This window comes from Stutzerimonas stutzeri, from assembly GCF_018138085.1.
Taxonomy (GTDB): Bacteria; Pseudomonadota; Gammaproteobacteria; order Pseudomonadales; family Pseudomonadaceae; genus Stutzerimonas; species Stutzerimonas stutzeri_AI.
In genome coordinates this window covers 3459892-3484886 of sequence record NZ_CP073105.1, presented here as the reverse complement: position 1 = coordinate 3484886, position 24995 = coordinate 3459892, and the positions used below count along the sequence as shown (strand labels likewise).

Annotated in this window: 25 protein-coding genes; 13 read left to right on the top strand and 12 right to left on the bottom strand. The window is 63.1% G+C overall.

The window, feature by feature from the left end; translation table 11 throughout:
• The first annotated feature begins 233 nt into the window (after window positions 1-233).
• The gene (locus KCX70_RS16090; RefSeq protein WP_212618131.1) at window positions 234-1181 is read left to right on the top strand and encodes a class I SAM-dependent methyltransferase; all 948 of its coding nucleotides are present in this window, start codon (window positions 234-236) and stop codon (window positions 1179-1181) included.
• A gap of 25 nt (window positions 1182-1206) precedes the next feature.
• Here KCX70_RS16090 and KCX70_RS16085 read toward each other — a convergent pair whose 3' ends face one another.
• The 7 genes from KCX70_RS16085 to KCX70_RS16055 form a co-directional block, all read right to left on the bottom strand.
• Window positions 1207-2013, bottom strand: a complete 807-nt coding sequence (locus KCX70_RS16085) for an outer membrane protein OmpK (protein WP_102853463.1) — start codon at window positions 2011-2013, stop codon at window positions 1207-1209.
• Between the two features lie 315 nt (window positions 2014-2328).
• Window positions 2329-3603 (bottom strand): hypothetical protein, encoded by a 1275-nt coding sequence (locus KCX70_RS16080; RefSeq protein WP_212618130.1) that lies wholly within the window; start codon window positions 3601-3603, stop codon window positions 2329-2331.
• A 52-nt stretch (window positions 3604-3655) separates the two neighbouring features.
• Window positions 3656-4129: a curli production assembly protein CsgB gene (locus KCX70_RS16075; protein ID WP_102853461.1), complete on the bottom strand. Its 474-nt coding sequence runs from the start codon at window positions 4127-4129 to the stop codon at window positions 3656-3658.
• Between the two features lie 120 nt (window positions 4130-4249).
• The gene (locus KCX70_RS16070) at window positions 4250-5086 is read right to left on the bottom strand and encodes a CsgG/HfaB family protein (protein WP_102847152.1); all 837 of its coding nucleotides are present in this window, start codon (window positions 5084-5086) and stop codon (window positions 4250-4252) included.
• Window positions 5087-5106: 20 nt separating this feature from the next.
• Window positions 5107-5529: a curli assembly protein CsgF gene (locus KCX70_RS16065; protein WP_021206671.1), complete on the bottom strand. Its 423-nt coding sequence runs from the start codon at window positions 5527-5529 to the stop codon at window positions 5107-5109.
• Window positions 5526-5912, bottom strand: a complete 387-nt coding sequence (gene csgE, locus KCX70_RS16060; RefSeq protein WP_021206670.1) for a curli production assembly/transport protein CsgE — start codon at window positions 5910-5912, stop codon at window positions 5526-5528. The genes KCX70_RS16065 and csgE overlap by 4 nt, the downstream gene beginning before the upstream one ends.
• Complete coding sequence (locus KCX70_RS16055; RefSeq protein WP_212618129.1) at window positions 5909-6559, bottom strand: helix-turn-helix transcriptional regulator; 651 nt, start codon at window positions 6557-6559, stop codon at window positions 5909-5911. Before KCX70_RS16055 ends, csgE begins: the two co-directional genes overlap by 4 nt.
• A 237-nt stretch (window positions 6560-6796) precedes the next feature.
• Between KCX70_RS16055 and KCX70_RS16050 the strand changes: the two genes are divergently transcribed.
• The 4 genes from KCX70_RS16050 (at window position 6797) to KCX70_RS16035 (ending at window position 9883) form a co-directional block, all read left to right on the top strand.
• Window positions 6797-7429 (top strand): LysE family translocator, encoded by a 633-nt coding sequence (locus KCX70_RS16050; RefSeq protein WP_212620363.1) that lies wholly within the window; start codon window positions 6797-6799, stop codon window positions 7427-7429.
• Window positions 7430-7512: 83 nt separating this feature from the next.
• Window positions 7513-7977: a VOC family protein gene (locus KCX70_RS16045; RefSeq protein ID WP_021206667.1), complete on the top strand. Its 465-nt coding sequence runs from the start codon at window positions 7513-7515 to the stop codon at window positions 7975-7977.
• Complete coding sequence (locus KCX70_RS16040) at window positions 7977-8801, top strand: aldo/keto reductase (RefSeq protein ID WP_212618128.1); 825 nt, start codon at window positions 7977-7979, stop codon at window positions 8799-8801. The genes KCX70_RS16045 and KCX70_RS16040 overlap by 1 nt, the downstream gene beginning before the upstream one ends.
• Before the next feature lie 98 nt (window positions 8802-8899).
• Complete coding sequence (locus KCX70_RS16035) at window positions 8900-9883, top strand: SDR family oxidoreductase (RefSeq protein ID WP_212618127.1); 984 nt, start codon at window positions 8900-8902, stop codon at window positions 9881-9883.
• Window positions 9884-9926: 43 nt separating this feature from the next.
• Here the strand turns inward: KCX70_RS16035 and KCX70_RS16030 are convergent, their stop codons facing one another.
• From KCX70_RS16030 to KCX70_RS16010, 5 genes are all read right to left on the bottom strand, one after another.
• Window positions 9927-10802 carry a DUF6279 family lipoprotein gene (locus tag KCX70_RS16030; protein WP_102847156.1) on the bottom strand — a complete coding sequence of 292 codons (876 nt, stop codon included), beginning with the start codon at window positions 10800-10802 and terminating at the stop codon, window positions 9927-9929.
• 309 nt (window positions 10803-11111) lie between these two features.
• Window positions 11112-11651 (bottom strand): hypothetical protein, encoded by a 540-nt coding sequence (locus KCX70_RS16025; protein WP_212618126.1) that lies wholly within the window; start codon window positions 11649-11651, stop codon window positions 11112-11114.
• A gap of 78 nt (window positions 11652-11729) precedes the next feature.
• Window positions 11730-12488: a substrate-binding periplasmic protein gene (locus tag KCX70_RS16020; protein ID WP_212618125.1), complete on the bottom strand. Its 759-nt coding sequence runs from the start codon at window positions 12486-12488 to the stop codon at window positions 11730-11732.
• A gap of 150 nt (window positions 12489-12638) precedes the next feature.
• The gene (locus KCX70_RS16015) at window positions 12639-13361 is read right to left on the bottom strand and encodes an RNA pseudouridine synthase (RefSeq protein ID WP_212618124.1); all 723 of its coding nucleotides are present in this window, start codon (window positions 13359-13361) and stop codon (window positions 12639-12641) included.
• A gap of 94 nt (window positions 13362-13455) precedes the next feature.
• Window positions 13456-13635: a hypothetical protein gene (locus KCX70_RS16010; protein WP_025240851.1), complete on the bottom strand. Its 180-nt coding sequence runs from the start codon at window positions 13633-13635 to the stop codon at window positions 13456-13458.
• Window positions 13636-13787: 152 nt separating this feature from the next.
• On the opposite strand from KCX70_RS16010, the gene KCX70_RS16005 reads away from it, so the two are divergent.
• From KCX70_RS16005 to KCX70_RS15970, 8 genes are all read left to right on the top strand, one after another.
• Window positions 13788-14936 (top strand): PQQ-dependent sugar dehydrogenase, encoded by a 1149-nt coding sequence (locus KCX70_RS16005; protein WP_212618123.1) that lies wholly within the window; start codon window positions 13788-13790, stop codon window positions 14934-14936.
• A gap of 155 nt (window positions 14937-15091) precedes the next feature.
• Window positions 15092-17434: a glucose/quinate/shikimate family membrane-bound PQQ-dependent dehydrogenase gene (locus tag KCX70_RS16000; RefSeq protein WP_212618122.1), complete on the top strand. Its 2343-nt coding sequence runs from the start codon at window positions 15092-15094 to the stop codon at window positions 17432-17434.
• A 150-nt stretch (window positions 17435-17584) separates the two neighbouring features.
• On the top strand, window positions 17585-18421 hold the full coding sequence (locus KCX70_RS15995; protein WP_212618121.1) for a CvfB family protein: 837 nt from the start codon (window positions 17585-17587) through the stop codon (window positions 18419-18421).
• Between the two features lie 308 nt (window positions 18422-18729).
• Entirely contained in the window at window positions 18730-19263 is a 534-nt protein-coding gene (gene rfaH, locus KCX70_RS15990) for a transcription/translation regulatory transformer protein RfaH (protein ID WP_243391860.1), read from the top strand.
• 298 nt (window positions 19264-19561) lie between these two features.
• The gene (locus KCX70_RS15985) at window positions 19562-20719 is read left to right on the top strand and encodes an outer membrane beta-barrel protein (RefSeq protein ID WP_212618120.1); all 1158 of its coding nucleotides are present in this window, start codon (window positions 19562-19564) and stop codon (window positions 20717-20719) included.
• A gap of 43 nt (window positions 20720-20762) precedes the next feature.
• Entirely contained in the window at window positions 20763-21296 is a 534-nt protein-coding gene (locus KCX70_RS15980; protein ID WP_102847161.1) for a polysaccharide biosynthesis/export family protein, read from the top strand.
• Entirely contained in the window at window positions 21296-23497 is a 2202-nt protein-coding gene (locus KCX70_RS15975; RefSeq protein ID WP_212618119.1) for a GumC family protein, read from the top strand. Before KCX70_RS15980 ends, KCX70_RS15975 begins: the two co-directional genes overlap by 1 nt.
• Window positions 23498-23646: 149 nt before the next feature.
• Entirely contained in the window at window positions 23647-24993 is a 1347-nt protein-coding gene (locus KCX70_RS15970) for a UDP-glucose dehydrogenase family protein (protein WP_021206652.1), read from the top strand.
• Window positions 24994-24995 lie beyond the last annotated feature (2 nt).

The following is a 24995-nucleotide window of genomic DNA, read 5'->3' as shown; positions in this document are numbered from 1 at the left end:
GCCTGTTAGCCGACGAACCCGGCTTGCAGCAGGTAGTAACACGCGCTCCCCAGACTGTTCTCGAAGGCTCGGCGGGTGCGTCGTTCGCGCCGGCCAGGCAGCCTAAACCGCGCGCTTCGTTGGCGTCTCGGGCGGCACACGCAGGGTGCCCGACACGGCTCGATCCAGGAGCGGCCCTGCAGGCGTGCCGGTTCGCGTTTAGAATGCGCGCGCCTTTCTCGAGACGATTGAATATGCAGCCTGATGCCCTCGCGACACTGCAACAGCACCTCAGCCAAGCTCTGAGCCAGGTACCGGACGAAACCCGCCGGATGTTCCATGGCCGCGGGCGCTGCTGGGCCGGGCTCGAGCACGTCACGGTGGACTGGTTGCAAGGCGTGGTACTGGTTTCACTGTTTCGTGAACCGGCCGCCGCCGAACTGGACGCGTTGATCCGGATGCTCGGAGCGCTGACCGAGACGCCAGCCTGGCAATCGAGCGGCGCTCATACCTTGTTGCTGCAACACCGCTACCTGCCCGACAGCCATATGCAGCAGCTGCTCGGCGAGCCGATCGAGGAGTGGCTGATTAGTGAAAACGGGCTGCGTTACAAGCTCGACCTGGGCATCAAGCAAAACAACGGGTTGTTTCTCGACATGCGCTACGGCCGGCGCTGGGTGCAGGAGCAGGCGCGTGGCAAGCGCGTGCTCAACCTGTTCGCCTACACCTGCGGATTCTCGGTAGCGGCCATCGCCGGAGGCGCCGAGCACGTGGTCAACCTGGACATGGCCCGCGCAGCGCTGAGCCGGGGGCGGGATAACCATCGGCTCAACGACCATGACCTCGGACGGGTCAGCTTTCTGGGCCACGAGCTGTTCAAGTCCTGGGGCAAGGTAAAGAAGACCGGGCCCTATGATCTTGTGATCATCGACCCGCCTTCCTTTCAGAAGGGCAGCTTCGCGCTGAGCCGCGATTATCAGAAGATTCTGCGACGCCTGCCGGAGCTGCTCACTGAGAGCGGCACGGTGCTGGCCTGCATCAACGATCCGGATACCGGCCCGGACTTCCTCATCCAGAGCATGGCGGCCGAAGCGCCAGCCTTGGTATTCCAGCAGCGCCTGGAAAACCCGCCGGAGTTTCCCGACATCAGCGAGGACAGCGGGCTCAAGGCGCTGGTGTTCAGACGCCTCGACCCGCTGTAGCCATGCTGGCGCTATCGCCGCGCGGTCAGAAATGCGCCTTGACGATGAAGTTGGTCACATTGTTGTCGGTGTTGAAGGCATGGCTGTCCTCGATGCCGTACTTGTCAGACCAATAGTCATACTCGATACCGACGTAAAGTTTGCCGGGCGTGCGCGCCAGTGCCTTGCCCAGGTCGTACTTGACCTGTGGGTTGATGTGCAGGTTCTTCGCCACGAAGTCGCCCTTCGAGCGGGAGCCGGCGTCGTTGACGACCCAGTCGATGAAGCCATCGAAGAGGATGTCGGATTTGCCCACCGGAACGGTCATGGCCCAGGTCGGGGTGATCTGCCATTGCCCGCTGGCCTGGCCGGTGATGCCGTCGGGTTTGCGGTAATAGGTGTTGATCGACAGGCGATCGAAGCCCGGGACCGCGAGATCGACGGCGGGGCCGAGCAGGTAGTTGCGGTTGCGGCCTTCGCCGCGCTCGTAGGTCGCCGAGAGCAGAACATCGGTGACCGGACCGAAGCTGAAGTCCCGGCCGGTGGTCTTGCTCAGCGAGAGGCGCGGGCTGAACTCACCGTAGTAGGTGCGTCCATCCTTGCCGGAATGCCCGTTGAACCACTTGTGATCGACGAACAGGAACATGTCGCCCCAGGTCCAGCCGCTGGCGTGTTCGAAGGTGATGGTCTGCTGAATGGAAGCCTCGCGGCCGTCCTCGCCCGAGTCGACGGCGAAGTTCTTCCCGTACAGATAGGTCAGGCTGTTGTCCTGCCAAAGCATGGGGTCGGCCATGACCTGGCCGGCAGAAGCCAATCCCGCCGCGAGAAGGGCGGTGCTGAGGCTGCGTTTCATCGGTGTACTCCTTGGGTGCAGTTGGCACTGCTTGTATGAATGGCCCGAGCGTGCGGGCTTCACGCGCCGCACAGCGCCGCGCGACAGCGCTCAGACGCAGCGGAGATACCATAAAACGCTTTGATTTTCATCGTTTTATCGAGGGAGCAGCTTATAAATGAACGCCGGCGACGGTGGGGCTGGGTTTGGCAGCGCTGGCCGTCGCCGCGGTCTGTATGAGGGCGTCGGGTCGCATCGCCCCTTGCGTCCGCAGCCGGTGCCGCGCGGAAAAAGAAACGGCCGGCACAGGGGCCGGCCGCTCTGGTTGGTGCGGCGTCAGTGTTGGTTGACCACCGCCATGTTGTTGAAGCCTGCCTGGCTGATCAATGCGTTGTTGCCCATGCCGCTCTGGGCCACCAACGCCTCGTTGCCGCTGCCGTTCTGCAAGACCGTGGCCAGGTGGCTCTCGCCGTACTGGGACACGGTCGCGGCCTGGCTGGTGCCGAACTGGTTGACGTTGGCCAAGTTGAAATCGCCGTCCTGGGCGATGTCGACGTCGTTGCCGGCGATGTTGCTCGAACCGGTAATCCGGTTGCCTTCGCCTTCCTGAACGGCGGCCAGGCGGTTCAGAGCGCCCGACTGATTGAAGTTCAGCTCGTTGCCTTTGCCCTGCTGGTCGACCATGGCGTCGTTGTAGGTGCCAGCCTGGCCGACGGTGGCCAGCTGGTTGCGACCGTCCTGATCGATTGCCGCGGTATTGGCGAAACCGTTCTGATCGGTGTTGGCGGTGTTGCCGCTGCCCCGCTGGGCGACGTCGGCATCGTTCTCGTTACCCGCTTGATACACGAAGGCGTTCTGGTAACCGCCGCGCTGGTCGACGTTCAGGTTGTTGTCGTCGCCGCTCGAGTAGGTATAGGCCTCTTGACGCGTGCCGGTCTGGTGCACGGAGGCATCATTGCGATTGCCGACCTGCTCGACTTCCGCGACCGAACCTATGCTCCAGTTCTGTCCGACGGTTGCAGCGTTGTCGTTGCCCTGCTGGTCGATCAACGCCCGATCGTTGATGCTTGCCGTTTGACCGACGTTGGCATCGTTGAAGTTGCCGGCCTGGTACAGGGCCGCTTGGCTGCCATGGGTGGCGGCCTGGTAGCTGGAAGCAACGTTGTTATTGCCCTGCTGCCGCGTCACGGTGGTGGTGTCGTGGGTGCCGGTCTGAGCGGAGTCCGCCGTGTTGGCATAGCCGTGCTGGCGCTGTTCGATGCGGCTGCCCCAGGTGGCGGTCTGGTTGGCGACGGCGTCGTTGCCCTTGCCGTTCTGCCACTGCTCGACGCTGCTGTGGACGGCCAACGTCTGGTTGATGTTCGCTTGATGGAAGTTGGCGATCTGGGTCTGCAGGGTAGACGAAGCGTGCGAGCCGCTCTGCACGACCATCGCGTCGTTACCCCAGCCGCTCTGGAGTTGCGTGGCCATGTTCGCGCTGCCGGCGTGCTGCTCGACCTGCGCCAGGTTGTCGATGCCGTTCTGGCGTTGTTCGGATCGATTGTCCGCGGCGAATGCCTGGGCGGCAGCGATGGTCAGAAGGGCAGCTACAAGGGGTTTGATCTTGAACATTATTGTCTCTCCATGGAATGTTTTCAGCGGTACTTCCTGGTGGTGCTTTGCGTTAGCGGTACTGACGTACCACTAGATCCAGACCCTGGCCATGCTGCGTGACGCGACTGCGATGTCCGGTGCCGGTCTGTTCGATCAGCGCGCTGTTGGCTGCGCCGAACTGTTCGATACGGGCCTGGTTGTCGGCACCGCTTTGAATGATCGATCCCTGGTTGTAGATGCCGTGTTGCTCGATGGCCGCTTCGTGCCCATAACCGCTCTGCAGGATCAAGGCTTCCTGCGCGTAGCCGTCCTGAACGAGGGTCGCGATCAGGCTGTCACCGACCTGGGCGATGAGTGCGAGGTTGGCTGCGGTGAGGCTGGCCGCCGACTGGGGCAGGGTGCCTGGGGGAAGCGGGGCGGCTGCGAGCTCGCTGGGGGCGAGGTCCAGCGAACCCTGGAGGCCTGCGGCTTGGAGAAGGGGGGAGGTCAGCGCTGCGAGCAACGGCAACAGCGCTTTGCGGGCAATCCATTGCACCTGGTCCATCGGTCATCCCTGATTGAATCGCGGTAGGTCATCCTGTCCTAAACCGCGATTGGGCAAATCCATCGAACGGCTGAAATCGTTGCGCTTGTTTATCGGCTGGCCGGTTCGCCAGCGAAAACGCTACAGCTTGTTCGGTGTTGCGAGGTACTTCGCCAGTTCTTGCTGCACTGCCGGTGTGTTGTCCGCGGTCTGCCACAGACGCCGGTCGACCCCTTGTGCGATCAGATGAGCGACGGCCGCCTCGATCGCCGAGAGCACGCAGAGCTGCGCCGGCTCGTTGGTGGTGTAGCCCGCTTCGGCTTCGAGCAGTTCCTTGAATTCGATGAATTTGTAGACGTTCGCGCTGCGCCCGATGGAATAGATGGTCTTGGTCGTCATCACATTGGACAGCACCTGGCCGCTGCGCACGTCGATGGCGCGCAGGTTGACCGTAACCTGATCGACCCGATATTCCTGCGAGACCCCGATGCCCAGATAGCGCGCGCCCTGCCCACCGCTACGCACGTTGGTTTCGTAGGCGACGATGGCGCCCTCCATGATGATGTTGGCCGCCAGCAACGAAGGCAGCTCCGACTGGATGTTAGGCGCGACGTCCGGCTTGGCTTGCGAGGCGCGGATGATCTTGCGCTCGGTCAGCACGTTCTGCAGGCCTTCGCGCTCCAGCACGATGAACCAGCCACTGGCCTGCATGGCGTCGACCAGCATGCTCGCCGCGCCCTGGGTAACGGCGGTGGAGAAGGAGCTGGCCGGGCTCGGCTTGTACTGTCCTGTCTGATCACGAAAGCCGTAGACGGCAGCCACCAGAGGCCCGCGAGGGCGAGGCAGCTCGAGCAGATCCTGGTAAGTCGAGGCACGGGGCGTGAGGGTTGGGGTTTCCTGGTCCGCCGACATGGGCTCGCGTACGGCGCAGCCCTGCAGAACGGCCATCATCCCGATGGCAACGAATAGGCTTCTCATGGCCTTTGCTCTCCTTGCAGTTAGTTGATGGCGCCGTAGCCGTTGACGATGATCTCCGAGACTTCCCCGGTGAGGCGGTCGGTGATCTCCACCGTCAGGTTGCCGTCGAGGTTGACGACATTGACGATGAAGTCATCGGTGATCAGCGAGCCCCCGTTGGGATCGTCCATCTTGTTCAACAGATCGGCGAGCAGACGCGACTCGAGCTGGCTGGTGAACCGGTCGAGTGCCGAGGTGCCGGCCAGCGAGGAGCGATCGATCGCATCCGGATCCTTTTTGTTGTTCTGAGCCTGGGCATTGCCCAGCAGCCAGGCACCGTTCAGCGGGCTGCCGCCGAACGATGGATTGACCGGGGTATAGACCAGTTCGGTGGCGCTGGCGCCTGCGCTGAGCAGTAATCCGGCCAGGAGCATGCCGGTTGTTTTTTGTTGTGGCCGGTTCATAACTCATCCTTTGCGAGGTCAATGGTGTCTTCGAACAATGCTTCGACTTTCCTGCGATTAAGCTCTTCCACCACAAAGTCGGCTGCGTCATAGGCGGTCTGCTCCATGTCGCTGACGTTTGGTTGGAGGAAGCGGCGATAGAGCGGCTGGTCGTTGTGTTCAACCCAGACCAGGATGCCCCAGCGGGCCGAGGGCCGTTCCTTGACGGCCAGGTTGAAGTCCAGCTTGCTGGTGTCGTTCAGGCGTTCGCAGAACTTGCGATAGAACTCCTGGCCGGATCGCGAAATCGTGTTGTTGGTGATGAAGCCCTTGAGTTCGGCCTCGTCGGCATACGCCTGCTGAATGCCGACAAGCAACATCAGACTCAGGCAGGCGGCTTTCATATGCCGGCCTCGCTCACATGCCCCATCAGCAGCGAGGCGCCTTGCGCTCGGTTGGATGCGCCCAGTTTGCTCAGCGCATTGTGGATGTGGCTCTTGATCGTGTGCGTGCTCAGGTGCAGGCGGTCGGCTATTTCCGAGTTCGACAGGCCTTTGCCGGCGAGCGCGAGGATTTGCTTTTCGCGAACCGACAGGTCGTCGATGGCGCGCGAGGCGTGCGTCAGCTGCCGATAGCGGCCAAGCAGTTTTTCCATCAGGGCACGAGGCAGCCAGTCGCCGCCATCGAGGATCACATCGATGCCGCGGCTGAAATTGGTGCGGCTGGTGCTCGGGTAGAACACGCCCTTGAGCCAGGGATGCAGCTCCAGCAACCGCGGCGCCTGTTCGACGTGCACGTTGATCAGAGCGGTCGGGGTATCGCGCAGCTGGCGAAGCAGGCGCAGGCATTCGGCGTCCGTAAAGCTGCCGACATCGACCAGGGTCAGGTCCGCGTCGCTCAGCCCGGGGCGAAGCGTATTGCTGCGGGTCAGGCGATACGGTGAGCAGCTCATGAGCAACGGTTGGAGCGCGCCGTCCGGCGATTCGCTGTTCGACAGCAGGACGAGGCGAGTAGAAGAGGCGACGAGCGCCACGGAGGCTTCATCGTTCATATGCATATCCTTTGCTAGGTGACGATTGAGTAAGCGCCCGAATTCCTGGTCGGCACTGGCGCTTTGACACTGCAGTGCAAAAGGTAGTTCAGTGTGGTGACAATAAAAAGTCGAGCGCATGTGCTTGTGCCAATTATCCGACGAAATGCATCGCTGCGGGGATTGAGCGGAACTGGCAACGGTTGTCGCGCTGGACTAAAGTCAGTGTCTTTTTTCGTCGTGGCGAGCGAGGGCGAGATGTCGGATCCGGCGTTCTGGTTGGTTTTCTTCCTGGCTGCCCTGGCGCTTAATCTGTCGCCGGGGCCGGATCTGCTGTTCGTTCTGTCGCGTACCCTGAGCGGCGGGCGACGTGTCGGTGTGGCCTCGGCGTGCGGTGTTTGCAGCGGCGCGCTCGTGCACGTGGCGGCCGCCGCGCTGGGGCTTTCGGCGATTCTGGCGACTTCGGCGCTGGCCTTCGCAGTGGTCAAGTATGTCGGCGCGGTGTACCTGCTTTATCTCGGTGTCCAGGCGTTGCGTTCGGCCGGCGGTACCCAGCTCAGCGTGAAGCCAGTACCGCGAGCCAGCGCCTGGCAGGCTTATCGCCAGGGCATCCTGGTGGACATCCTCAACCCGAAGGCGGCGATCTTTTTCATGGCATTTCTGCCGCAGTTCGTACGCCCCGATCAGGGTCCGGTAGCCCTGCAACTGCTGGGGCTCGGCGTGCTGGTGGTGTTGGTGGCTATCGTCGTGGAGTGCAGCCTGGTGCTGCTGGCAGCCCGAGCGACCTCGGCGTTGCGTGGCAATCGGCGTCTCAGCCAATGGCTCGATCGTGTGCTCGGCTCGATGCTGATCGGGCTGGGCATCCGCCTCGGGCTGGCCGAACGCGTCTAGCGGAGGGAACGTCGCGCCCGGTGTCGGTCCACATGCTATGTGGGCGTTCGCTGGTGACGCCGTGGCAATCGGAAGGAGCATTTATGTCCCTGTATAGCAAGAACACCACCTCGAACCTGATCCCCTGTCTCCGTTATCGCGACGTGCCCGCGGCGCTGGACTGGTTGTGCCGGGTGTTCGATTTCGAGCGGCAAAGCGTGGTCGAGGACCCGCAGGCCGGCATCATCCATGCCCAGCTGCGCTTCGGCAGCGGCATGCTGATGCTGGGGCCGGTGAGCGACTCGCCCTACGGTCGCCAGGTCAGGCAGCCGGACGAGGTGGGTGGTGTATCCACCCAGAGCATCTACGTCATCGTCAACAGTGCCGATGCCCTTTACACCAAGGCCAAGGCCGCGGGCGCTGAGGTCGTCATCGAGTTGAAGGATGAAGACTACGGTGGTCGCGGCTTCAGCTGCCGCGACCTCGAAGGGCACCTGTGGAACTTCGGTACCTACGATCCCTGGGCCGAGTCGGTTGCAGAGCAGAACGCGCCACGAGGAGAGGATTGATGCGAACCTTGACGTTGGCCGACGGTACGGCCCTTTCCGTGATCGGGCAGGGCACCTGGCACATGGGCGAGAACCCTGCCGAACGCAGCAACGAGGTGGCCGCGCTTCGGCAGGGCATCGAGCTTGGCATGACCCTGATCGACACCGCGGAAATGTATGCCGAAGGCGGTGCTGAAGAGGTGGTCGGTGAGGCCATTCGCAACCGGCGCGAGCGGGTCTTTCTGGTCAGCAAGGTCTATCCGCACAATGCCAGCCGCCAGGGCGTACCACAGGCCTGCGAGCGCAGCCTGCGGCGGCTGGGCGTCGACTGCATAGATCTGTATCTGCTGCACTGGCGTGGCCAGTACCCGCTGGCTGAAACGGTCGAGGCCTTCGAGCGGCTCAAGGCCCAAGGCAAGATCCGTCGCTGGGGTGTGTCGAATTTCGATCTTGACGACATGCACGAGCTGGGCACGCCGGCCTGCGCGACCAATCAGGTGCTCTACAACCCTGCCGAACGGGGGATCGAGTTCGACCTCTTGCCCTGGTGCCAGGCGCAGGGCATGCCGGTCATGGCCTATTGCCCGTTGGGGCAGGGTGGTGATCTGCTGCGCCACCCGGCGCTTGTCGATGTCGCGCGCCGGCACGGGGCCCAACCCGCTCAGGTCGCGCTGGCCTGGGCGCTGCGTCAGCCCGGGGTGCTGGTGATACCCAAATCCGCCAGCGCTACGCACCTGCGCGCCAATGCCTCTGCGGCCGAGTTGACGCTGTCAGCCGAGGACCTGAGCACGCTCGACGGTGCCTTCCCGCCGCCGGCTCGTCGGCAACCGCTGCAGATGGTCTGAGCCGGACCGCTTCTGATACGCGCCAAGCCATGCATTAGGGAATGTTTGCCTCGTCCTGACTGTCAGCTATGGACGACGGTCAGCAGGAGGGAATGAGCATGTCTAGTTCTGGAACCACGCTCGACGGCGCGGTGGTGGTCATCACCGGTGCATCCAGCGGCATTGGCCGCGCGGCGGCGCAGGCCTTTGCGCGTCAGCGGGCCCGTGTGGTGCTGGCTGCACGCGACGACGAGGCCTTGCAAGAGGTCGCCGCGCAGTGCCGGGCCTGCGGCGGCGAGACGCTGGTGGTGGTCACCGACATGACCCTCAGCGACTCGGTTGAGCGGCTGGCCAGCGCCGCCGCCGACTTCGGGCAGGGGCGTATCGACGTCTGGGTCAACAATGCCGGCGTCGGCGCGGTTGGCGCGTTTGACGAAACGCCGCTAGACGCCCACGAGCAAGTGGTGCAAACCGATCTGATCGGCTATCTACGCGGCGCGCATGTGGTGCTGCCCTATTTCAAACAGCAGAACAGCGGTGTGCTGATCAACACCTTGTCGGTCGGCAGCTGGGTGCCGCAGCCGTACGCCGTCGCCTACTCGGCCAGCAAGTTTGGGCTGCGCGGTTTTTCCCATGCACTGCGCGGGGAGCTGGTGCAATGGCCCGGCATCCACGTGTGCGATGTGTATCCCTCGGTCGTAGACACTCCCGGTTTTCGCGATGGTGGCAACTATGCGGGCCGCTCCCTGCAACCGCCGCCACCGCTCTGTGATCCGCGCCAGGTGGCCGAAGCGATGGTCAGCCTGGCGTTGCACCCACGCCATACCACCTCGGTCGGCGTGATGGCGACCCTGCTGCGCTTCGCGCATTTCATCACGCCTGGCTTCGATAAGTTGTCGGGGCTGATTACCGGTGCTGCGCTGCGTCGGGCCGATCGCGTGGCGCCTTCGTCAGGCAACCTCTTTCATCCGGCACTGGGCCAGCGTCGAATCGATGGCGGCTGGCGATCCGACAATTCGCGTCAGGAAAATCTGCTGGTAGCAGGCGGCATCGCGGTGGGGCTGATCGGCGCCGGTTTGCTGTTGTTGCGTCGCCGCCGCTAGTCGCACTAACTGGCTTTGGTGCGCACCTCAGTACGCGCAGGGATCAGTTGGGCTCCGGCAGGCATTCCAGCGAGCCCAGGTCCTTGCGCAGGTCTTCCAGCTGGCCCACGAAGTGCTGCCGCTGGCCTGCATCGGACAGCTTGTAAAGCTCGCGCACAAGGTCGAGGGTCAACTGCTCGGCACGGCCGAAGGCGGCACGGTAGTCGGCGCTCCAGAGCGTCTCCGGGGCCTGCAATAACTGCGTGATGCGCTGCTCGAAGCCGGCTCCGTGACGATCGGCCAAGGCCTCACTCAACCGCTGCTGCCAGTGGGCGCGGTTTTCCAGCCAGGGTCGGTTTTGCGCTCCGAGTGCATGGGACCATGTCAGGATGCGCTGCCGTTGTGCCGGGCTGACACTGCCAAGCCATTGCTCGACCCGCTCGCTCATGCGTTCCGCTCGCTCGCGGATCTGCTGATCAAGCGGTGGCTTCAGGTATTCGTCCCGATTTTCGCGACGATCCTCTTCCAGGGCTTCGTCGAGTTCGCGGACCTGCGTCTCGTCGAGGCCGGCCAATAGCTGCGTAAGCGTTGGGGTTATTTCCGTGGCGATCGCGTGAATGGCTCGGCGTGCCTTCTCGTAATCGGCGCGCAGCGTGCGTTCGTCGAGGGCTCCTCGGCGGACCTGCGTCTGCAGCTGTTCGATGTCGACGAGGTAGCCGGGCAGTTGGGTACGGCAATGCCAGTCCAGGTGCTCGCGCAATTGCGCACGAAAACGCCGTTGCTGGTCGCGATCCAGGTCCAGGTAGTCAGCCAGCGACCATGGAATCAGCAGGTGCAGGTTGCGATAGGCCAGGTTCATCCGGCTGCAACCGGCCACGACCAGGGTGAGCGCCAGCAGTACCAGCAATGCCTTGCAGCCCAGTACCTGACGCGTCCGCATCGAAGCCCTCATGTCTCTGGTTACTCAACGAAAAAATACCGCCTGTTCAGTAGAACAGCAGGCGCGACGACGGTTCGGAACACACCGCAACGGCTTGTTTCGGCGGCGGTCCCGGCTGGCCTGTCCCTATGGGCAAGACTGGTGGAGCAGGGCGGCAAGCGTCGTCGGTCTCCCGTGCGGGGACCGAACGGCAGCAGCTCGCGGGAGAAATACCGGGTTAGCTGGTCGGGCCCTTTGACAGATATGACGGCCTGCGCCGCTCGAACGCGCGCAGGCGAAGACCTAGACGACTGACCTGTGGCCAGCGGGTCAAAGACACCGATTGGCGCAGGGGTCGACCCGTTCGGGCAGCGGTGGTGGCGGCTCGACGAGCTGGGAGACCAGCTCCAGCGCCTTTTCGAAGGACGGATAGCCACTCTGCGCGACGTCCAGCTCGGCATAGGCCTGGCGGTACAGCTCTGCCTTGGCGGCATCGCGCTCATCCAGCAGATAGGGTTCCTGGTAGATCTTGTACAGCAGCGCCACGGCGTGCGGATGTCCCTTGGCTCGAGCCTTCTCCAGCAGCTGCAGCACCTGTTCGGGTTGCGGGCCCTGGCGGATCAACAGCAGCGCTTGATAGAACTCGATCTCGCCACGTTCATCGAGGCGAGCGCTGCGCTTGAGCAAGGCATCGGCAAGCTCGTAACCCTCTTCATCGCCAATGGCGATAAGAATCTTCGCTTGTAACAGATCGTTCTGATAGAGCAGCCGCTCTGCGCGGCACGAGCTGTCGCTACGCGACTGGTCACACGGCTGAGAGGCGCAGCCTCCCAGGAGCATGAGCAATCCGATTACCCAAAGATTCTTCATTACGGCTTGGTTCTCTTGCTGTTGTTAGAGGTGTCAGCGCGTTGTTCTGACCGGCATGTCGCGTTTCTGTTCAGCTTCTCAGCGCTCGTTGGCGATGGGGTTGAGTCCGTACTTGAACAGCAGAATCTGCCATTCGGGATTGTCTGGCAAGGCGCGAAGGAATTCTTCCAGGTAGTGGACAACGGCTTCGTCGAGCGGTCCGTTGATCAACAGGTGCCGCGCGAACTGGTACAGCGGCGTCGTCGAGATATACAGGTCTCGCAGACGTTGCTCCTTGCGATAGTAGAGGAATGTGGAGCGTGGAATCAGCAGGGTATTGATGCGGCCCGACAGCAGTTTCTCGATGTTCTGCGCGTCGGTCCGGACATCCTGGCGGACGATCTTGCCACTGGCGATGTCCGCTTCAAGTGCACGGTATCGATGGCCGAGCACACCGCCCAGCACCAGCCCGTGAAGCGACTCGGGCCCCTCGTAATCGAACGGCGCGTCGGGTAGCGAGACGAAATCCTGCTGATCGATCAGCAGCGGCTGCGACCATTTGCCGTGGGCGGTCTGCTTGGGGTTGAAGAAGCTCGGCGTGGCCCAGAGCAGAACGCCAGGCCTTCTTTGGGCAAGGCGCTCATCCACCCGCTTGCGCGGCAGCTCTACCAGCTCGAAGCGAAAGCGATCGTGGTTGCCTGGGTCCTTGTTGAGCATGTCGACGAACGCATGCGACAAACCCTGCTGGTCATCGAGCATGAAAGGTGGCGAGAGATGATAGGACCATACTTCGACTCGCTGCTGCGCGCCGCAATACAGCGGGAGCAGTGCATATAAAAGCAGAACGAGTCTGTGCATGGCGAACCTTTGCGGTGGTGGCGAAGCAGCCGGCCGATAGGGCATTTGATATGCAGACCGCAAATGGCTCGGGTCCGTTTCAAGCTCATCAGCGTAGCCGAGCGGCCGGACGGCGCGAGCCGTCGGCGTCATGGTTCGCTATGTAGCCGTCTAGAAACGTTCGTGTTCGCCGAGGAAGCGCCACTCGCCGACTGGCAGCTTGGCCATTGACAGGCGACCGATACGGATGCGCTTGCAGCTGAGCATCTGCAGGCCGATGGCCTCGCAGAGTTGGCGCAGATCGCCGGGACGTGGTGCATGGAGGACGATGCGCAAACGGGTTTCGCTCTGCCAGCTGGCCTTGGCCTTGGGCAGGATCTTGCCTCTATGGCCAATGCCTTTGGCCAGCAGTGCCAGGCCGCCTTCCTCTGGCTCGCCGGCCACTTCGACGACGTACTCCTGCTCGAGCTTGCCACGCGGGTCGGCCAGTTTACGGATCACTTCGCGCTGCTGACTGAACAGCACCAGGCCGCTGACGTCCGGCTCCAGCGGCAAAAGGGCGGTCTGGCGGGCAAGATGTCGCGCGCGCGGTGCGATGCGTGCGCCGTCGCCGGCCCAGTGTTCGGCGCTGGATAGTTGTCGCTGCGCGTCGGCCGGGTCCGTTGCGGTGGGCTGGCCGGCGGGTTTGTGCAGCAGCAGCGTGACAGGTGGCACTTCGGTAGCGGTGGCGCCGGGCAGCAATTCGATCTGCTGGCTGCCGATCTTGAAAAATGGTGCTTCGATCACCTTGCCGTCGACCTTGACCCAGCCGCCTTCGATATAGAGCTCGGCCTCGCGTCGGGAACAGCCAAGCTGCTCGGCAAGGCATTTGGACAAGCGTATCGGGTCGGTCATGTTGGGCTCGGGGTGTATCGGCGGGAAACCTGGCGAGCCACTGCGCTACGGCACAGGGCAGTGGAAGCTCGCGCGTCGGTCAGGCTGTTGCGGGTTACTTCTTGCTGATGGTGATCTGGCGCGATGGACCCTGGGTCTGGCCGCTGACGCCGTTGGGAATCTTCTGAACTTCGCCGCCGGCCTTGAGAAAGGCGGCCATCTGCGCGGCCAGCGACTGGCTGGTTTCGCTGGCGGGTTCGGGTTTGCGTTTGGCGGAGGTGGTCTTGGAGGCCATCGTCATCTGGTTCCTTTGGTCAGTCGAACCGGACATTATACAGATCTGGCTAATTTTTGTTCGATTATTCGATGACACGACTTTTTCCGAAGCGTTTACCCGCCGTCATGGTCTTTGCTAAAGGCTCATGCTTACGCTCTGGAGGACTTCCCATGTTGCGCAATGCCCATCGCGCGTTCATTTACAGCGTGGTTCTGGCTTGTTCCGCTCAAGCCCTCGCGGCCCCCGAGTCGTTCGACAGCGAGCAAGGTCGCGTCACGGTGGCAACCGTTGCCGAGGGGCTGGAACACCCATGGGCCCTGGCGTTTCTGCCCGAGCAGGCCGGAATGCTGGTCACCGAACGGCCGGGGCGGCTGCGTATCGTCGACAGTCAGGGGCGCTTGTCCAAGCCGCTCGATGGCATTCCAGAGGTTTATGCGCGCGGCCAGGGCGGTTTGTTGGACGTGCGCCTGTCGCCCGACTTCCAGCAGGACCGCCTGGTCTACCTCAGCTATGCCGAGGCAGGCGAGGGCGGCAAGGCTGGCACCGCCGTGGGGCGTGGTCGGCTGACGGACGACAACTCGGGGCTCGAGGATTTCAGGGTGATCTTCCGGCAACAACCGAAGCTGTCCACCGGCGTTCACTTCGGTTCTCGGCTGGCTTTCGACGGTGAAGGCCATCTGTTCATCGCGCTGGGCGAGAACAACCAGCGGCCCACTGCGCAGGATCTGGGCAAGCTGCAGGGAAAGGTGGTGCGGATCTACCCGGACGGTCGGGTGCCCGACGACAATCCCTTCGTCGGGACGGCAGAAGCGCGCCCGGAGATCTGGTCCTATGGTCATCGCAATCAGCAGGGCGCGGCCTTCAATCCCTGGAGCGGCCGCCTCTGGACGCATGAACACGGCCCGCGCGGCGGTGACGAAGTCAACATCCCGCAGCCGGGGCGCAATTATGGCTGGCCATTGGCGACCCATGGCATCGACTACAGCGGGCGACCGATACCGGAAGCCAAGGGGAAATCAGCCGAGGGCACCGAGCCGCCGCATTACGTCTGGGAGCGATCTCCGGCCATCAGCGGTATGGCCTTCTACGACGCGGATCGTTTCCCGGCATGGCAACACAACCTTTTTATCGGGGCATTGGTGGACCAATCACTCATCCGCCTGCAGCTCGACGGCGATCGCATCGCTCATGAAGAACGCTTGCTGAAATCACTGGGCGAGCGCATCCGCGATGTCCGTCAGGGGCCGGATGGCTATCTCTATCTGTTGACCGATTCGCCGAGCGGCAAACTGTTGCGCGTCGGGCTTGAGGCGCCTTAAGCCGGCGCACCAATTTCGAGCAATTGGGGAGCGTTCCGGCCGACCAACGGTCCACTGCAATGCGGGCGCCCTGATTTGTCCCAGCGCTTGCCGACGATGACCGGTGGAGAGGCCGTTTTTCATCTTCGTAACCTGAGTACACGAAAGGAGGGCGTGTGGCGGTCGTCATCAGCGCAATTTTCTGCATCATCCTGGGGCTCGCGCTCGCCGTTGGCGGTTGGAAAATCATCGCGCTTGGCGGTACCTGGTACTTCGCGTTGCTGGCGGTGGGTTTTCTGCTAACCGGCGGCTTGCTGCTGGCCCGACGCCGCGCGGCCCTGTGGGTCTACGCGTTGGTGATGCTCGCCGCGCTGGGGTGGGCCCTCTACGAGGTCGGCTTCGATTGGTGGCAGCTGGCACCCCGCGGCAGCATCATCGCACCGCTGGGGTTGTGGTTCCTGACGCCCTGGATTGCGCAGCGGCTGGGCTGGCAACATTTCGGTGCGCGCGCCTGGGGCGGCGGCGCCCTCGTGCTGATGCTGGCGGTCGCGCTCTGGGGCGCAACGGCGGTGCAGGCGATTTCGACCGACAGCCATGACATCAAGGGCATGTTGCCCCAGCCTCTGGCGGCAGCGCCCGTGGCGTCGGCGAGTCCAGCCGGGCAGGTGCCGGAAGGCGAATGGCATGCCTACGGTCGTACCCAGGCCGGCACGCGGTACTCACCACTGGCGCAGCTTACGCCTGCCAATGTCGATGGCCTGGAGCAGGTCTGGCACTACCACACCGGCGATCAGCGTCGGCCGGGCGATCCGGATGAAACGACCTACGAAGTGACGCCGCTGAAGGTCGATGACAGCCTCTACATCTGTACCCCGCACAATCTGGTCATCGCCCTGGATGCCGATACGGGGGAAGAGCGGTGGCGTTTCGATCCGAAGGTCCCGGACTCCGCCAATCGTCAGCATCTGACTTGCCGCGGCCTGTCCTACCACGCCAGTGAGGCGCCTGCCGACAGCCAGGCTTGCCCGCAGCGCCTGTTCATGCCGACCGCCGACGCCCGGCTGATCGCCCTCGACCCTAAAACAGGTCAGGTCTGTCCTAAATTCGGCCGTAATGGCGAGGTGGATTTGTGGGCCAACATGCCGAACGTGAAGGAGGGCTTTTACTATTCCACCTCGCCGCCGGTGGTCGCCAATGGGCTGGTCATCATCGGTGGGGCGGTCAACGACAACGTCTCGACTACCGAGCCGTCGGGCGTGATTCGCGCCTACGACGCCATCAGCGGCGAGCTGCGCTGGAACTGGGATCCGGGTAATCCCGAGCAGACCGAGCCGATTGCCGAGGGGCAGACGTACAGTCAGAGCACGCCCAACAGCTGGAGCATCGCCAGTGCCGACGAGGCGCTGGGCCTGGTCTATGTGCCGCTGGGTAATCAGGTGCCGGATCAATGGGGCGGCGAACGTGGGGAAAACACCGAGCGCTTCTCGTCTTCCATCGTCGCGCTCGACCTGGACAGCGGCCAGCTGCGCTGGGTATTTCAGACCGTGCACCACGATTTATGGGACATGGACGTGCCGGCACAGCCGAGTCTGGTCGACATCGACACTGAATCCGGCCCGGTCCCTGCGCTGGTCGCGCCGACCAAGCAGGGTGACATCTATGTGCTCGACCGTCGTACGGGGGAGCCGATCCTGCCGGTTCGTGAGGTGCCGGCCCCGCAGGGTGCCGCCGAAGGTGACCGGGCCGCGCCTACCCAGCCGGTCTCGGCGCTGAGCTACGCGCCTCCGATGCTTGAGGGCAAGGACCTCTGGGGCGCCACCTTCATCGATCAGATGCTTTGCCATGTTCAGTTCCATTCGCTGCGCTACGAAGGTCGCTACACACCGCCCTCGACCCAGGGCACCCTGGTGTATCCGGGCAATTTCGGCGTGTTCAACTGGGGTGGCGTGGCGGTAGATCCGGTCCGGCAGGTGGTGTTCAGTACGCCGGCTTACCTGCCGTTCACCTCGACCCTGATTCCCCGGGAAGACGACCAGAAAACCTACGTCTCGGACAAGGCGCCACACCTCAACGAGAATTTCGGCGCGCCGTTCGCGGTCGAGCTCAAGCCCTTCGTCTCGCCGATCGGCCTGCCGTGTACCGCGCCGCCGTGGGGATACGTCGCCGGGGCGGATTTGCGTACCGGCAAGACCCACTGGCTGCGCAAGAACGGCACCGTGCGCGACCGTGCACCGGTCCCGTTGCCCTTCAAGATGGGCGTGCCGAGTCTCGGCGGACCGATGCTCACGGCTGGCGGCGTAGCGTTCCTCAGCGGCACGCTGGACAACTACCTGCGCGCCTATGACAGCAGCACGGGCCGGGAACTGGCCAAGTGGCGGCTGCCGGCCGGGGGCCAGTCCACTCCGATGACCTACCTCAGCCGTTCCGGACGGCAGATGGTGGTAGTTGTTGCCGGTGGCCACGGCTCCCTCGGCACCCGCGCGGGAGACTCGGTGATCGCCTATGCCTTGCCGCGATAGGTGTGGCTCCGGGTGTGGGGCAGGGCGGGGCCGGATCGACGGGCCTCGCCATACCCGGCTGTGTCTTCGGGCGGTCCGCTCGTTCATCGCAACCCGCCGTGCCGGGCGGGCCTGTTAGAATCGCTGCCTTCGAACCTCAGGAATCTTGCAATGGCCGCAATCGGGCGCTTCAACAGCATGCAGATCGTCAAGCACACCGGTTTCGGCCTGTACCTGGACGGCGGACCGGACGGCGAGATCCTTCTGCCCAACCGTTACATACCCAAGAACGTTCCCACCGAGGTCGACGACTGGCTCAACGTATTCGTCTATCTCGATAGCGAAGACAAGCTCATCGCGACCACCGAGAAGCCCAAGGTGCAGGTGGGTGAGTTCGCCAGCCTCAAGGTGGTCGAGATCAACCGGGTCGGGATCTTCCTCGACTGGGGCTTGCCCAAGGACCTGCTGTTGCCGCACTCAGAGGAGAGGCGCCAGCTGAACGAAGGCGACTATTGCGTCGTGCACGTCTATCTCGACAAGCACACCCGTCGCATCACCGCCACGGCGCGGCTGGATCGTTACCTGGACAAGACACCTGCGCGCTACAAGGTTGGTGAAGCCGTCGACCTGTTGGTGGTCGAGCCCACCGACCTCGGGCACAAGGCGATCATCAACGGCCGGCACTGGGGGTTGATCCACAAGAACGAGGCCTTCAAGTTCCTGCGCGGCGGCATGCGGGAAAAGGGCTATATCAAGGAAGTGCGCGCCGACGGCAAGATCAGCCTGAGCCTGCAGCCGGTTGGCAGCGAGGCGGGCGACGCCTTGCAGGCGCTGATCCTGCAGAAGCTGGAGGAGAACCAGGGCACTCTTGCGGTCAGTGACAAAAGCGCTGCCGATGAGATTGCGCGGTTGTTCGGCGTCAGCAAGGGCAACTTCAAGAAAGCCATCGGTGGCCTCTACAAGCAGGGGCGCATCGTGATCCACCCTGATCGTATCGAGCGCGCCTGACCCTCCCCGCTGCGCGATTCCCTTATCCCCGCTACGCTGTAATTCCCCGCGAGCCCGCCCGTCACGATGCCAGGGCTCGCTTTGCCAAATTCGGCACCTTCGCCGAGCCCAGGCGCCCCGACGCCTGGTTCGCCAGCAAAACGTCCCGTCATCATCGATTGCCTGCCGACGTGACCGGTCGTCCTTCCAAGTGTGTTGCTGCGTGTAACAGGGCGGAACTGCTCTGGATCGGGCCTGTCCAGTGAAGGCGCCTGGTGCTCCAGGCCTGCTCGACCTTCACCGATTGCTTGAGTACTCGCGGAGACGCTGTGGATAGGCACACCGATTTGCCGACTGAGGCCTGGTATCTGCTGCAGTGCAAGCCGCGTCAGGACGGGCGCGCTCAGGAGCACCTGTCGAGGCAGGGCTTCGAATGCTTCGCCCCGACCGTGATGATGCAGAGCCTGTGTGCCGGCAAGGTGCGCGAGCAGTCGCAACCGTTGTTTCCCGGCTATGTGTTCGTTCGCATGGGGGCGCAGGACAGCTGGCTGTCGTTGCGTTCGACGCGCGGTGTCAATCGTGTCGTCGGGTTCTGCGGTCAGCCGTGTCGCGTGCAGGAGACGATCATCGATCAGCTTCGCCAGCGCTGCGCAACGGCTCGGCCCGCTCCCGTGCTGGTTCGCGGGGATCGGGTGCAGGTCCGGGTCGGGGCGTGCACGGAGATGGAGGCGATCTTTCTCGCCATGGATGGGCAAGAGCGGGTGATGTTGCTGCTCAATGTGCTCAACCGGCAGCACCAGATTCAGGTCGGGCTGGCGAGTATCGAGCCGGTTCGGCAGGCCGCGACGTTGCGGCTTCGTTAAAACCCCGAATGACACCTTGCTTGGCCAGCCGTGCCGAACGGTCGGCCGAAGCGAGCTGCGGCTTTGTCCGCAATCCGCTACAGGGCTTCGTGCTTTGGGGCGGTAGCGTGCCCGAGATGCGGTGGCAGACCGCTTGCGGCGGCGCTCACCGGCAGCGCCGGGAGGCACCGCTCATCGATTCTGCAACTGTCAGGGATATTTGCGGTCTGTTGCGTGTCTATGCCTGCTCACAAGAGCCCCTGCGTCGCGGCTGGAGTCGAGGCATGAATGAAAATCCATCTCCGAGAAGGGATTCCATATGAGGAACATCACACTTCCAGGTGTATCGCTACTGTGTCTTGTCGCTACCGATAGCTGGGCAGTGAACGAGCCACAGAACATACGCCTTGGCGGTTTCGAGTTCACCCCGACCCTGGTCGTACGCGAAAGCTATGACGACAACTATCGCGGGCTGGCGGACAACGAGCAGGCCTCCTGGGTCACCGGAATCAATCCGACCTTCCTGTTGGGGACGGGCAATCGCAACAGCGAGTACGAGCTCGAATACTCCTTGAACAGCGATATCTTTCATTCCGATTCCGAAGCGAGCAATACCGATCACCATCTCAACCTGAGAAGCGTCATCGAGTTCACCTCGCGCCACCGTCTCAGCTGGGGGCTGGCCTACCACCGTGTGGAAGAGACGGCCGACACCGAAGACGCCACCGAGAACGATAAGTACAGCCGGGCGATCGCCCGCGCCGCGTACCGTTTTGGCGCCCAGAGCGCGCGCAACCAGCTGGAGTTCGGCACCAATTACGAACAGCTGCGCTACCACAACAGCGGCAACATCAACGCCTCCGAAGAGCGCGACAGCCTGATGTTCAACTCCATCTGGTTCCATCGCCTGGGCGCCAAGACGCGCTCGCTCGTCGAGGTTCGCCACACCGATCATGACTACAAACTCAGCAGCGCCCTGCGTGACAGCACCAACCTGGCGCTGCTGGGTGGCGCCACCTGGGACGCCACCGGGAAGACGTCCGGCAGCTTCAAGCTCGGCGCCGAGCGCAAGGATTTCGACAGCGACCAGCGCGAAGACTTCACCAGCCCGATGTGGGAGGTCGGCGTCACCTGGAAGCCGCGCACCTATTCGGTGTTCAACCTGACCTCGCGACGGGCCTTCGACGAAGGTGACGACGGCGCCAGCACCATCAACGACTGGACCACGTTGGCCACCTGGGAGCACGAGTGGACCTCGCGCATCGCGACCGAGCTGAAGTATCGCTTCTCCGATCGCGATTACGAAGGCATTGGCCGTAACGACGACCGGACGTCGTACGGCGCCGGCGTGACCTGGTCGCCGGATCGCTGGGTCGACGTGACCCTGTCGTATCTCAGGACGGAGAACGATTCCAACCTGCGTTCGGAAACCTATGACCGAAACGTTTACCTGCTGAGTTTCGACCTGAGCCTTTGAGGCCCGGGTAGGACGTTAACCAGTGCCTAAGGAGGAGCCGAACATGCGCATCCCGAACATCTTCAAATTTCTGTCCGTGTTATTGCTGCTGGCTTTGAGTGCGACTGCCAGCGCCGCGCAGTACAAGCTGGGCTCGGGCGACGTGATCCGCATCAGCGTTCACGGCGAGCCCGACCTTTCGTTCGAAGAGGTACGCCTGACCGATGCGGGCACCTTCACGTTCCCCTTCATCGGCGAGGTCGATGCCAACGGCAAGACCCCCGGCGAGGTGCGCAATGTCCTGGTCGAGAAGCTCAAGGACGGCTACCTGATCGATCCGCGCGTTTCGGTATCGGTGGTCAACTACCGCGAGTTCTACATTTCCGGCGAGGTCAAGCTCCCCGGCGGCTATCCCTACCAGCCCGGTCTCACACTGGATCGTGCGATCGCCTTGGCGGGTGGCCTGACCGAACGCGCCTCGACCAAACGCATGACCATCGTGCGGGGGTCCGAAGGTAGCCGCGCCGAAGAGAAGGCCACCATGGATACCCAGGTTCGCCCCGGCGACACGATCAATATCGACGAAGGATTCTTCTGATGAACAGCCCAGTTCGCCCGGATCGACCATGGCAGCGGCCCGTAGGGCCCGCTACCGATAGCGACTTCATAGACTTGAAGAAAATCTGGCATGCCATCTGGTCGCGCAAGTGGGGCATTGTCCTGTTGGTCGGTGTCGTTGCGCTGCTGACAGTCTTCCTGCTGGCGCGGATGACGCCAATCTACAAGGCCGTGGCTTCGGTGCTGATCGAGACCAAGGGCACGCCCGTGCTGTCGTTCCAACCCGCGGCGGATACCCCGGTGGAGCTCAGTGAATACCTGCAAACCCAGCTCAGCCTGATGCAGAGCCGCGGCGTGGCCGAGCGAGTGGTGCGCGATCTGGATCTGACCAAGCATCCCGAATTCGACCTGCGCCAGCAGCCAGGCCCCTTGCTGGATATCGGCGGCATCATCGATTCGCTGACCGGCGAAGAGCCTACGCCGCCCACCGAAGCGGAAATCCTCGACTTCGCCACCCAGTCGCTGATGGAGCGCACTTCGGTGTGGGTCGAGGGCAAGAGCCAGCTGGTCTATCTGTCGATCGCCATGGCCGATCGCATGACCGCTGCGCAAGCGACCAACCAGTTGGCGCAGGCTTATATCGAAGCGCAGCTGGAAGCCAAGGTCGACATGTCGATGACTGCCGCCAGCTGGATGAACGACCGCCTGGTGTCGCTGCGCCAGAACCTGCAGGATTCCGAGGACAAGCTCCAGGCTTACCTGGACGCCGAAGGGCTGGTCGATCTGAACGGGGTCGGCACCATCAGCGCCAGCGAGCTGTCGCTGACCGGCGACCGGATGATCGATGCCCGTCGTCAGCGTGCCGAGGCCGAGAGCCAGTACCGTCAGGTCCAATCGATGCGTGATCAGGGCTGGCAGCGTCTCGCCAGCGTGCCGGCGGTGCTGGGTCACCCGCTGATCCAGCAGTTCAAGGCTGACCAGGCGCATGCCCGTTCGCGGGTGGAAGACCTGTCGCGTCGCTATGGCGATCGCCACCCGGCGATGGTGTCGGCGCGTTCCGACCTGAATGCCGCCACCGCCAGCCTCAAGCAGCAAGTCGAGCAGGTGGTCGCGAGCATCGAGCGCAACTATCAACTGGCCGTGGCCAATGAGAACTCGCTGCGGTCCTCGTTCGACGAGAACAAGAGCCGCATCCAGGACATCTCCCGCAAGGAGTTCAAGGTGCGTGACCTGCAGCGTCAGGTCGAAAGCGACCGCGCCCTGTACGACACCTTCATGACTCGCCTGCAGGAGACCACCGCGACCTCCGATCTGAGCTCCACCAATGCTCGCGTGGTCGATGCGGCCATTCCGCCGACCGAGCCCAGCGCGCCCAACAAGAAGCTGATTCTGGTGGTGGCACTGTTCCTGGCGCTGGTACTGGGCGTCGCCCAGGCGATCATCCGCGAGATTCTCGATAACACCTTCAAGAGCTCGGAGGAGGTCGAGAACAAGCTTGGCTTGCCGGTCATGGGCATCGTTCCGCAAGTACCGCGCAAGCTGCGCAAGGAAGTCAGCCATCTGTTCGAGCGCAGCAGCGACAAGCGTTTCTGCGAAGCCGTGCGGACCATCCGAACCAATCTGCTGCTGAGCGAGGCCAACCAGCCACGCCAGGTGCTGGTGGTGACCTCCACGGCGCCGGACGAGGGCAAGAGTGCGGTGTCGGCCAACCTGGCGTTCGCCATGGGGCAGCTGCATCGCGTCCTGCTGATCGACGCCGACCTGCGCCGTGCGACGCTGGACAAAGCGTTCGATTTCAAGTCGGGCACGCCTGGATTGGTCAATCTCATCGGTGGCAACGCCAAGCTAGAAGAGTGCATCCACAGCGTCGGCAACGTCGACATGATCGCCGCCGGTGCGGTGCCTTCCAACCCGCTGGAACTGTTGTCTTCGCCGCGCTTCGCCAAGCTGCTCGAGGTGGTCAAGGGCCGTTATGACCGCATCATCATCGACTCGCCACCGAGCCAGGCGGTCAGCGATGCGGCCGTGCTCTCGACGCTCGCCGATGCGGTTATCTACGTGGTCAAGTCCGACAGCACCCTGATTCCGCACGTTCAGAAAGGGGTCAGCCAGTTGCAGAACAGCAACGCGCCGGTCATCGGGGTGGTGCTCAACCACGTCGACATCGAGAAGGCCAAGAAGAACGGTCAGTTCCGTGGCTACTACGACCACTACGGGTACAGCGAGCAGCAAACGGTCTGATCCGGTTGCACTGTCCCTGCCGGGCTGGGCGCCGCCAACGCGGTTGCCGGCCCGGATTGACTACTGCCCAGCAAGTAATACCGCCAACGGCCTCCGCAAGGGTCGCGCCGAGGCACGCCCGCATCAATGTCTAAATCGAGGATCCTGCTATGAACATCACCGTCGTCGGAAGCGGCTACGTCGGTCTGGTTACCGGTGCCTGCATCGCGGAAATGGGCAACACGGTCTACTGCGTCGATGTCGACAAGTCCAAGATCGATAATCTCAAGCAGGGCATTCTGCCTATTTACGAGCCGGGTCTCGAAGAGATCGTCACGGAGAACCATAGCGCCGGGCGTCTGCATTTCACGACTTCGCTGAGCGAAGCGGTAGAGCAGTCCGAGGTGTTCTTCATTGCCGTCGGCACACCGCCAGGCGAAGACGGCTCGGCCGACCTTCGCTACGTCCTGGAAGTGGCTCGGCAGATAGGCGACATGCTGAACGCGCCGGCCATCGTGGTGAACAAGTCGACCGTACCGGTTGGCACGGCGGACCTGGTGCGCGCCGCGATAAACGAGCGTCTCGAAGCGCGCGGCGTCGACATCGAATTCTCCGTGGTATCGAACCCGGAGTTCCTCAAGGAAGGGGCCGCGGTGGATGATTTCATGCACCCCGACCGGATCGTCATCGGTGCCGACAACGAGCACGCCCGCCAGGTGATGAGCGCACTGTACGCGCCGTTCATTCGCAACCGCCCACGGACCATGTTCATGGGCATCCGCGACGCGGAAATGACCAAGTACGCGGCCAACGCCATGCTGGCGACGAAAATCTCCTTCATGAACGAGATCGCCAGCCTCTGCGAGCGGCTCGAGGTGGACGTGGAAAATGTGCGCCTGGGCATCGGTTCGGACGAGCGCATCGGCTACCACTTCATCTATGCCGGCTGTGGTTACGGCGGCTCCTGCTTCCCGAAAGACGTCAAGGCGCTGATCAACATCGCCCACCAGAACGATTTCGAGCCCAAGCTGCTGCAGGCGGTCGAGGCCCGCAACGATCAGCAAAAGCATTCGTTGTTCAACAAGATTTCCGCTCATTTCAATGGCGATCTCGAAGGCCGTACGTTCGCGGTCTGGGGGTTGGCGTTCAAGCCCGGCACCGACGACATGCGTGAGGCGCCGAGTGTGGTGCTGATCAATAGCCTGATCAACGCCGGCGCCAAGGTGCGTGCGTTCGACCCGGTCGCTCGCGAGACCGCTCGCCGGGAGTTCCCGGAAGCCTGGTTCGCCGACGGTCGTCTGCAGATCGTAGAAGGTCAGTACGAGGCCGCGATCGATGCCGATGCGCTGTGCCTGGTCACTGAATGGAAGCCGTTCCGGCGCCCGGATTTCCGTGCGCTCAAGCGGCTGCTGAACATTCCGCTGATCATCGACGGACGTAACCAGTACGACCGCGAGCAGGTCAAGCGTGAAGGCTTCAGCTACTACGGCGTCGGCCGTCAGCCGGTCCAGGCCTGAGC

Bases quoted from the DNA above. Each gene is read 5' to 3' on its own strand.
- KCX70_RS16090 (WP_212618131.1), top strand. From the start codon at position 234: ATGCAGCCTGATGCCCTCGCGACACTGCAACAGCACCTCAGCCAAGCT.
- KCX70_RS16085 (WP_102853463.1), bottom strand. From the start codon at position 2,013: ATGAAACGCAGCCTCAGCACCGCCCTTCTCGCGGCGGGATTGGCTTCT.
- KCX70_RS16080 (WP_212618130.1), bottom strand. From the start codon at position 3,603: ATGTTCAAGATCAAACCCCTTGTAGCTGCCCTTCTGACCATCGCTGCC.
- KCX70_RS16075 (WP_102853461.1), bottom strand. From the start codon at position 4,129: ATGGACCAGGTGCAATGGATTGCCCGCAAAGCGCTGTTGCCGTTGCTC.
- KCX70_RS16070 (WP_102847152.1), bottom strand. From the start codon at position 5,086: ATGAGAAGCCTATTCGTTGCCATCGGGATGATGGCCGTTCTGCAGGGC.
- KCX70_RS16065 (WP_021206671.1), bottom strand. From the start codon at position 5,529: ATGAACCGGCCACAACAAAAAACAACCGGCATGCTCCTGGCCGGATTA.
- csgE (WP_021206670.1), bottom strand. From the start codon at position 5,912: ATGAAAGCCGCCTGCCTGAGTCTGATGTTGCTTGTCGGCATTCAGCAG.
- KCX70_RS16055 (WP_212618129.1), bottom strand. From the start codon at position 6,559: ATGAACGATGAAGCCTCCGTGGCGCTCGTCGCCTCTTCTACTCGCCTC.
- KCX70_RS16050 (WP_212620363.1), top strand. From the start codon at position 6,797: ATGTCGGATCCGGCGTTCTGGTTGGTTTTCTTCCTGGCTGCCCTGGCG.
- KCX70_RS16045 (WP_021206667.1), top strand. From the start codon at position 7,513: ATGTCCCTGTATAGCAAGAACACCACCTCGAACCTGATCCCCTGTCTC.
- KCX70_RS16040 (WP_212618128.1), top strand. From the start codon at position 7,977: ATGCGAACCTTGACGTTGGCCGACGGTACGGCCCTTTCCGTGATCGGG.
- KCX70_RS16035 (WP_212618127.1), top strand. From the start codon at position 8,900: ATGTCTAGTTCTGGAACCACGCTCGACGGCGCGGTGGTGGTCATCACC.
- KCX70_RS16030 (WP_102847156.1), bottom strand. From the start codon at position 10,802: ATGCGGACGCGTCAGGTACTGGGCTGCAAGGCATTGCTGGTACTGCTG.
- KCX70_RS16025 (WP_212618126.1), bottom strand. From the start codon at position 11,651: ATGAAGAATCTTTGGGTAATCGGATTGCTCATGCTCCTGGGAGGCTGC.
- KCX70_RS16020 (WP_212618125.1), bottom strand. From the start codon at position 12,488: ATGCACAGACTCGTTCTGCTTTTATATGCACTGCTCCCGCTGTATTGC.
- KCX70_RS16015 (WP_212618124.1), bottom strand. From the start codon at position 13,361: ATGACCGACCCGATACGCTTGTCCAAATGCCTTGCCGAGCAGCTTGGC.
- KCX70_RS16010 (WP_025240851.1), bottom strand. From the start codon at position 13,635: ATGGCCTCCAAGACCACCTCCGCCAAACGCAAACCCGAACCCGCCAGC.
- KCX70_RS16005 (WP_212618123.1), top strand. From the start codon at position 13,788: ATGTTGCGCAATGCCCATCGCGCGTTCATTTACAGCGTGGTTCTGGCT.
- KCX70_RS15995 (WP_212618121.1), top strand. From the start codon at position 17,585: ATGGCCGCAATCGGGCGCTTCAACAGCATGCAGATCGTCAAGCACACC.
- KCX70_RS15985 (WP_212618120.1), top strand. From the start codon at position 19,562: ATGAGGAACATCACACTTCCAGGTGTATCGCTACTGTGTCTTGTCGCT.
- KCX70_RS15980 (WP_102847161.1), top strand. From the start codon at position 20,763: ATGCGCATCCCGAACATCTTCAAATTTCTGTCCGTGTTATTGCTGCTG.
- KCX70_RS15975 (WP_212618119.1), top strand. From the start codon at position 21,296: ATGAACAGCCCAGTTCGCCCGGATCGACCATGGCAGCGGCCCGTAGGG.
- KCX70_RS15970 (WP_021206652.1), top strand. From the start codon at position 23,647: ATGAACATCACCGTCGTCGGAAGCGGCTACGTCGGTCTGGTTACCGGT.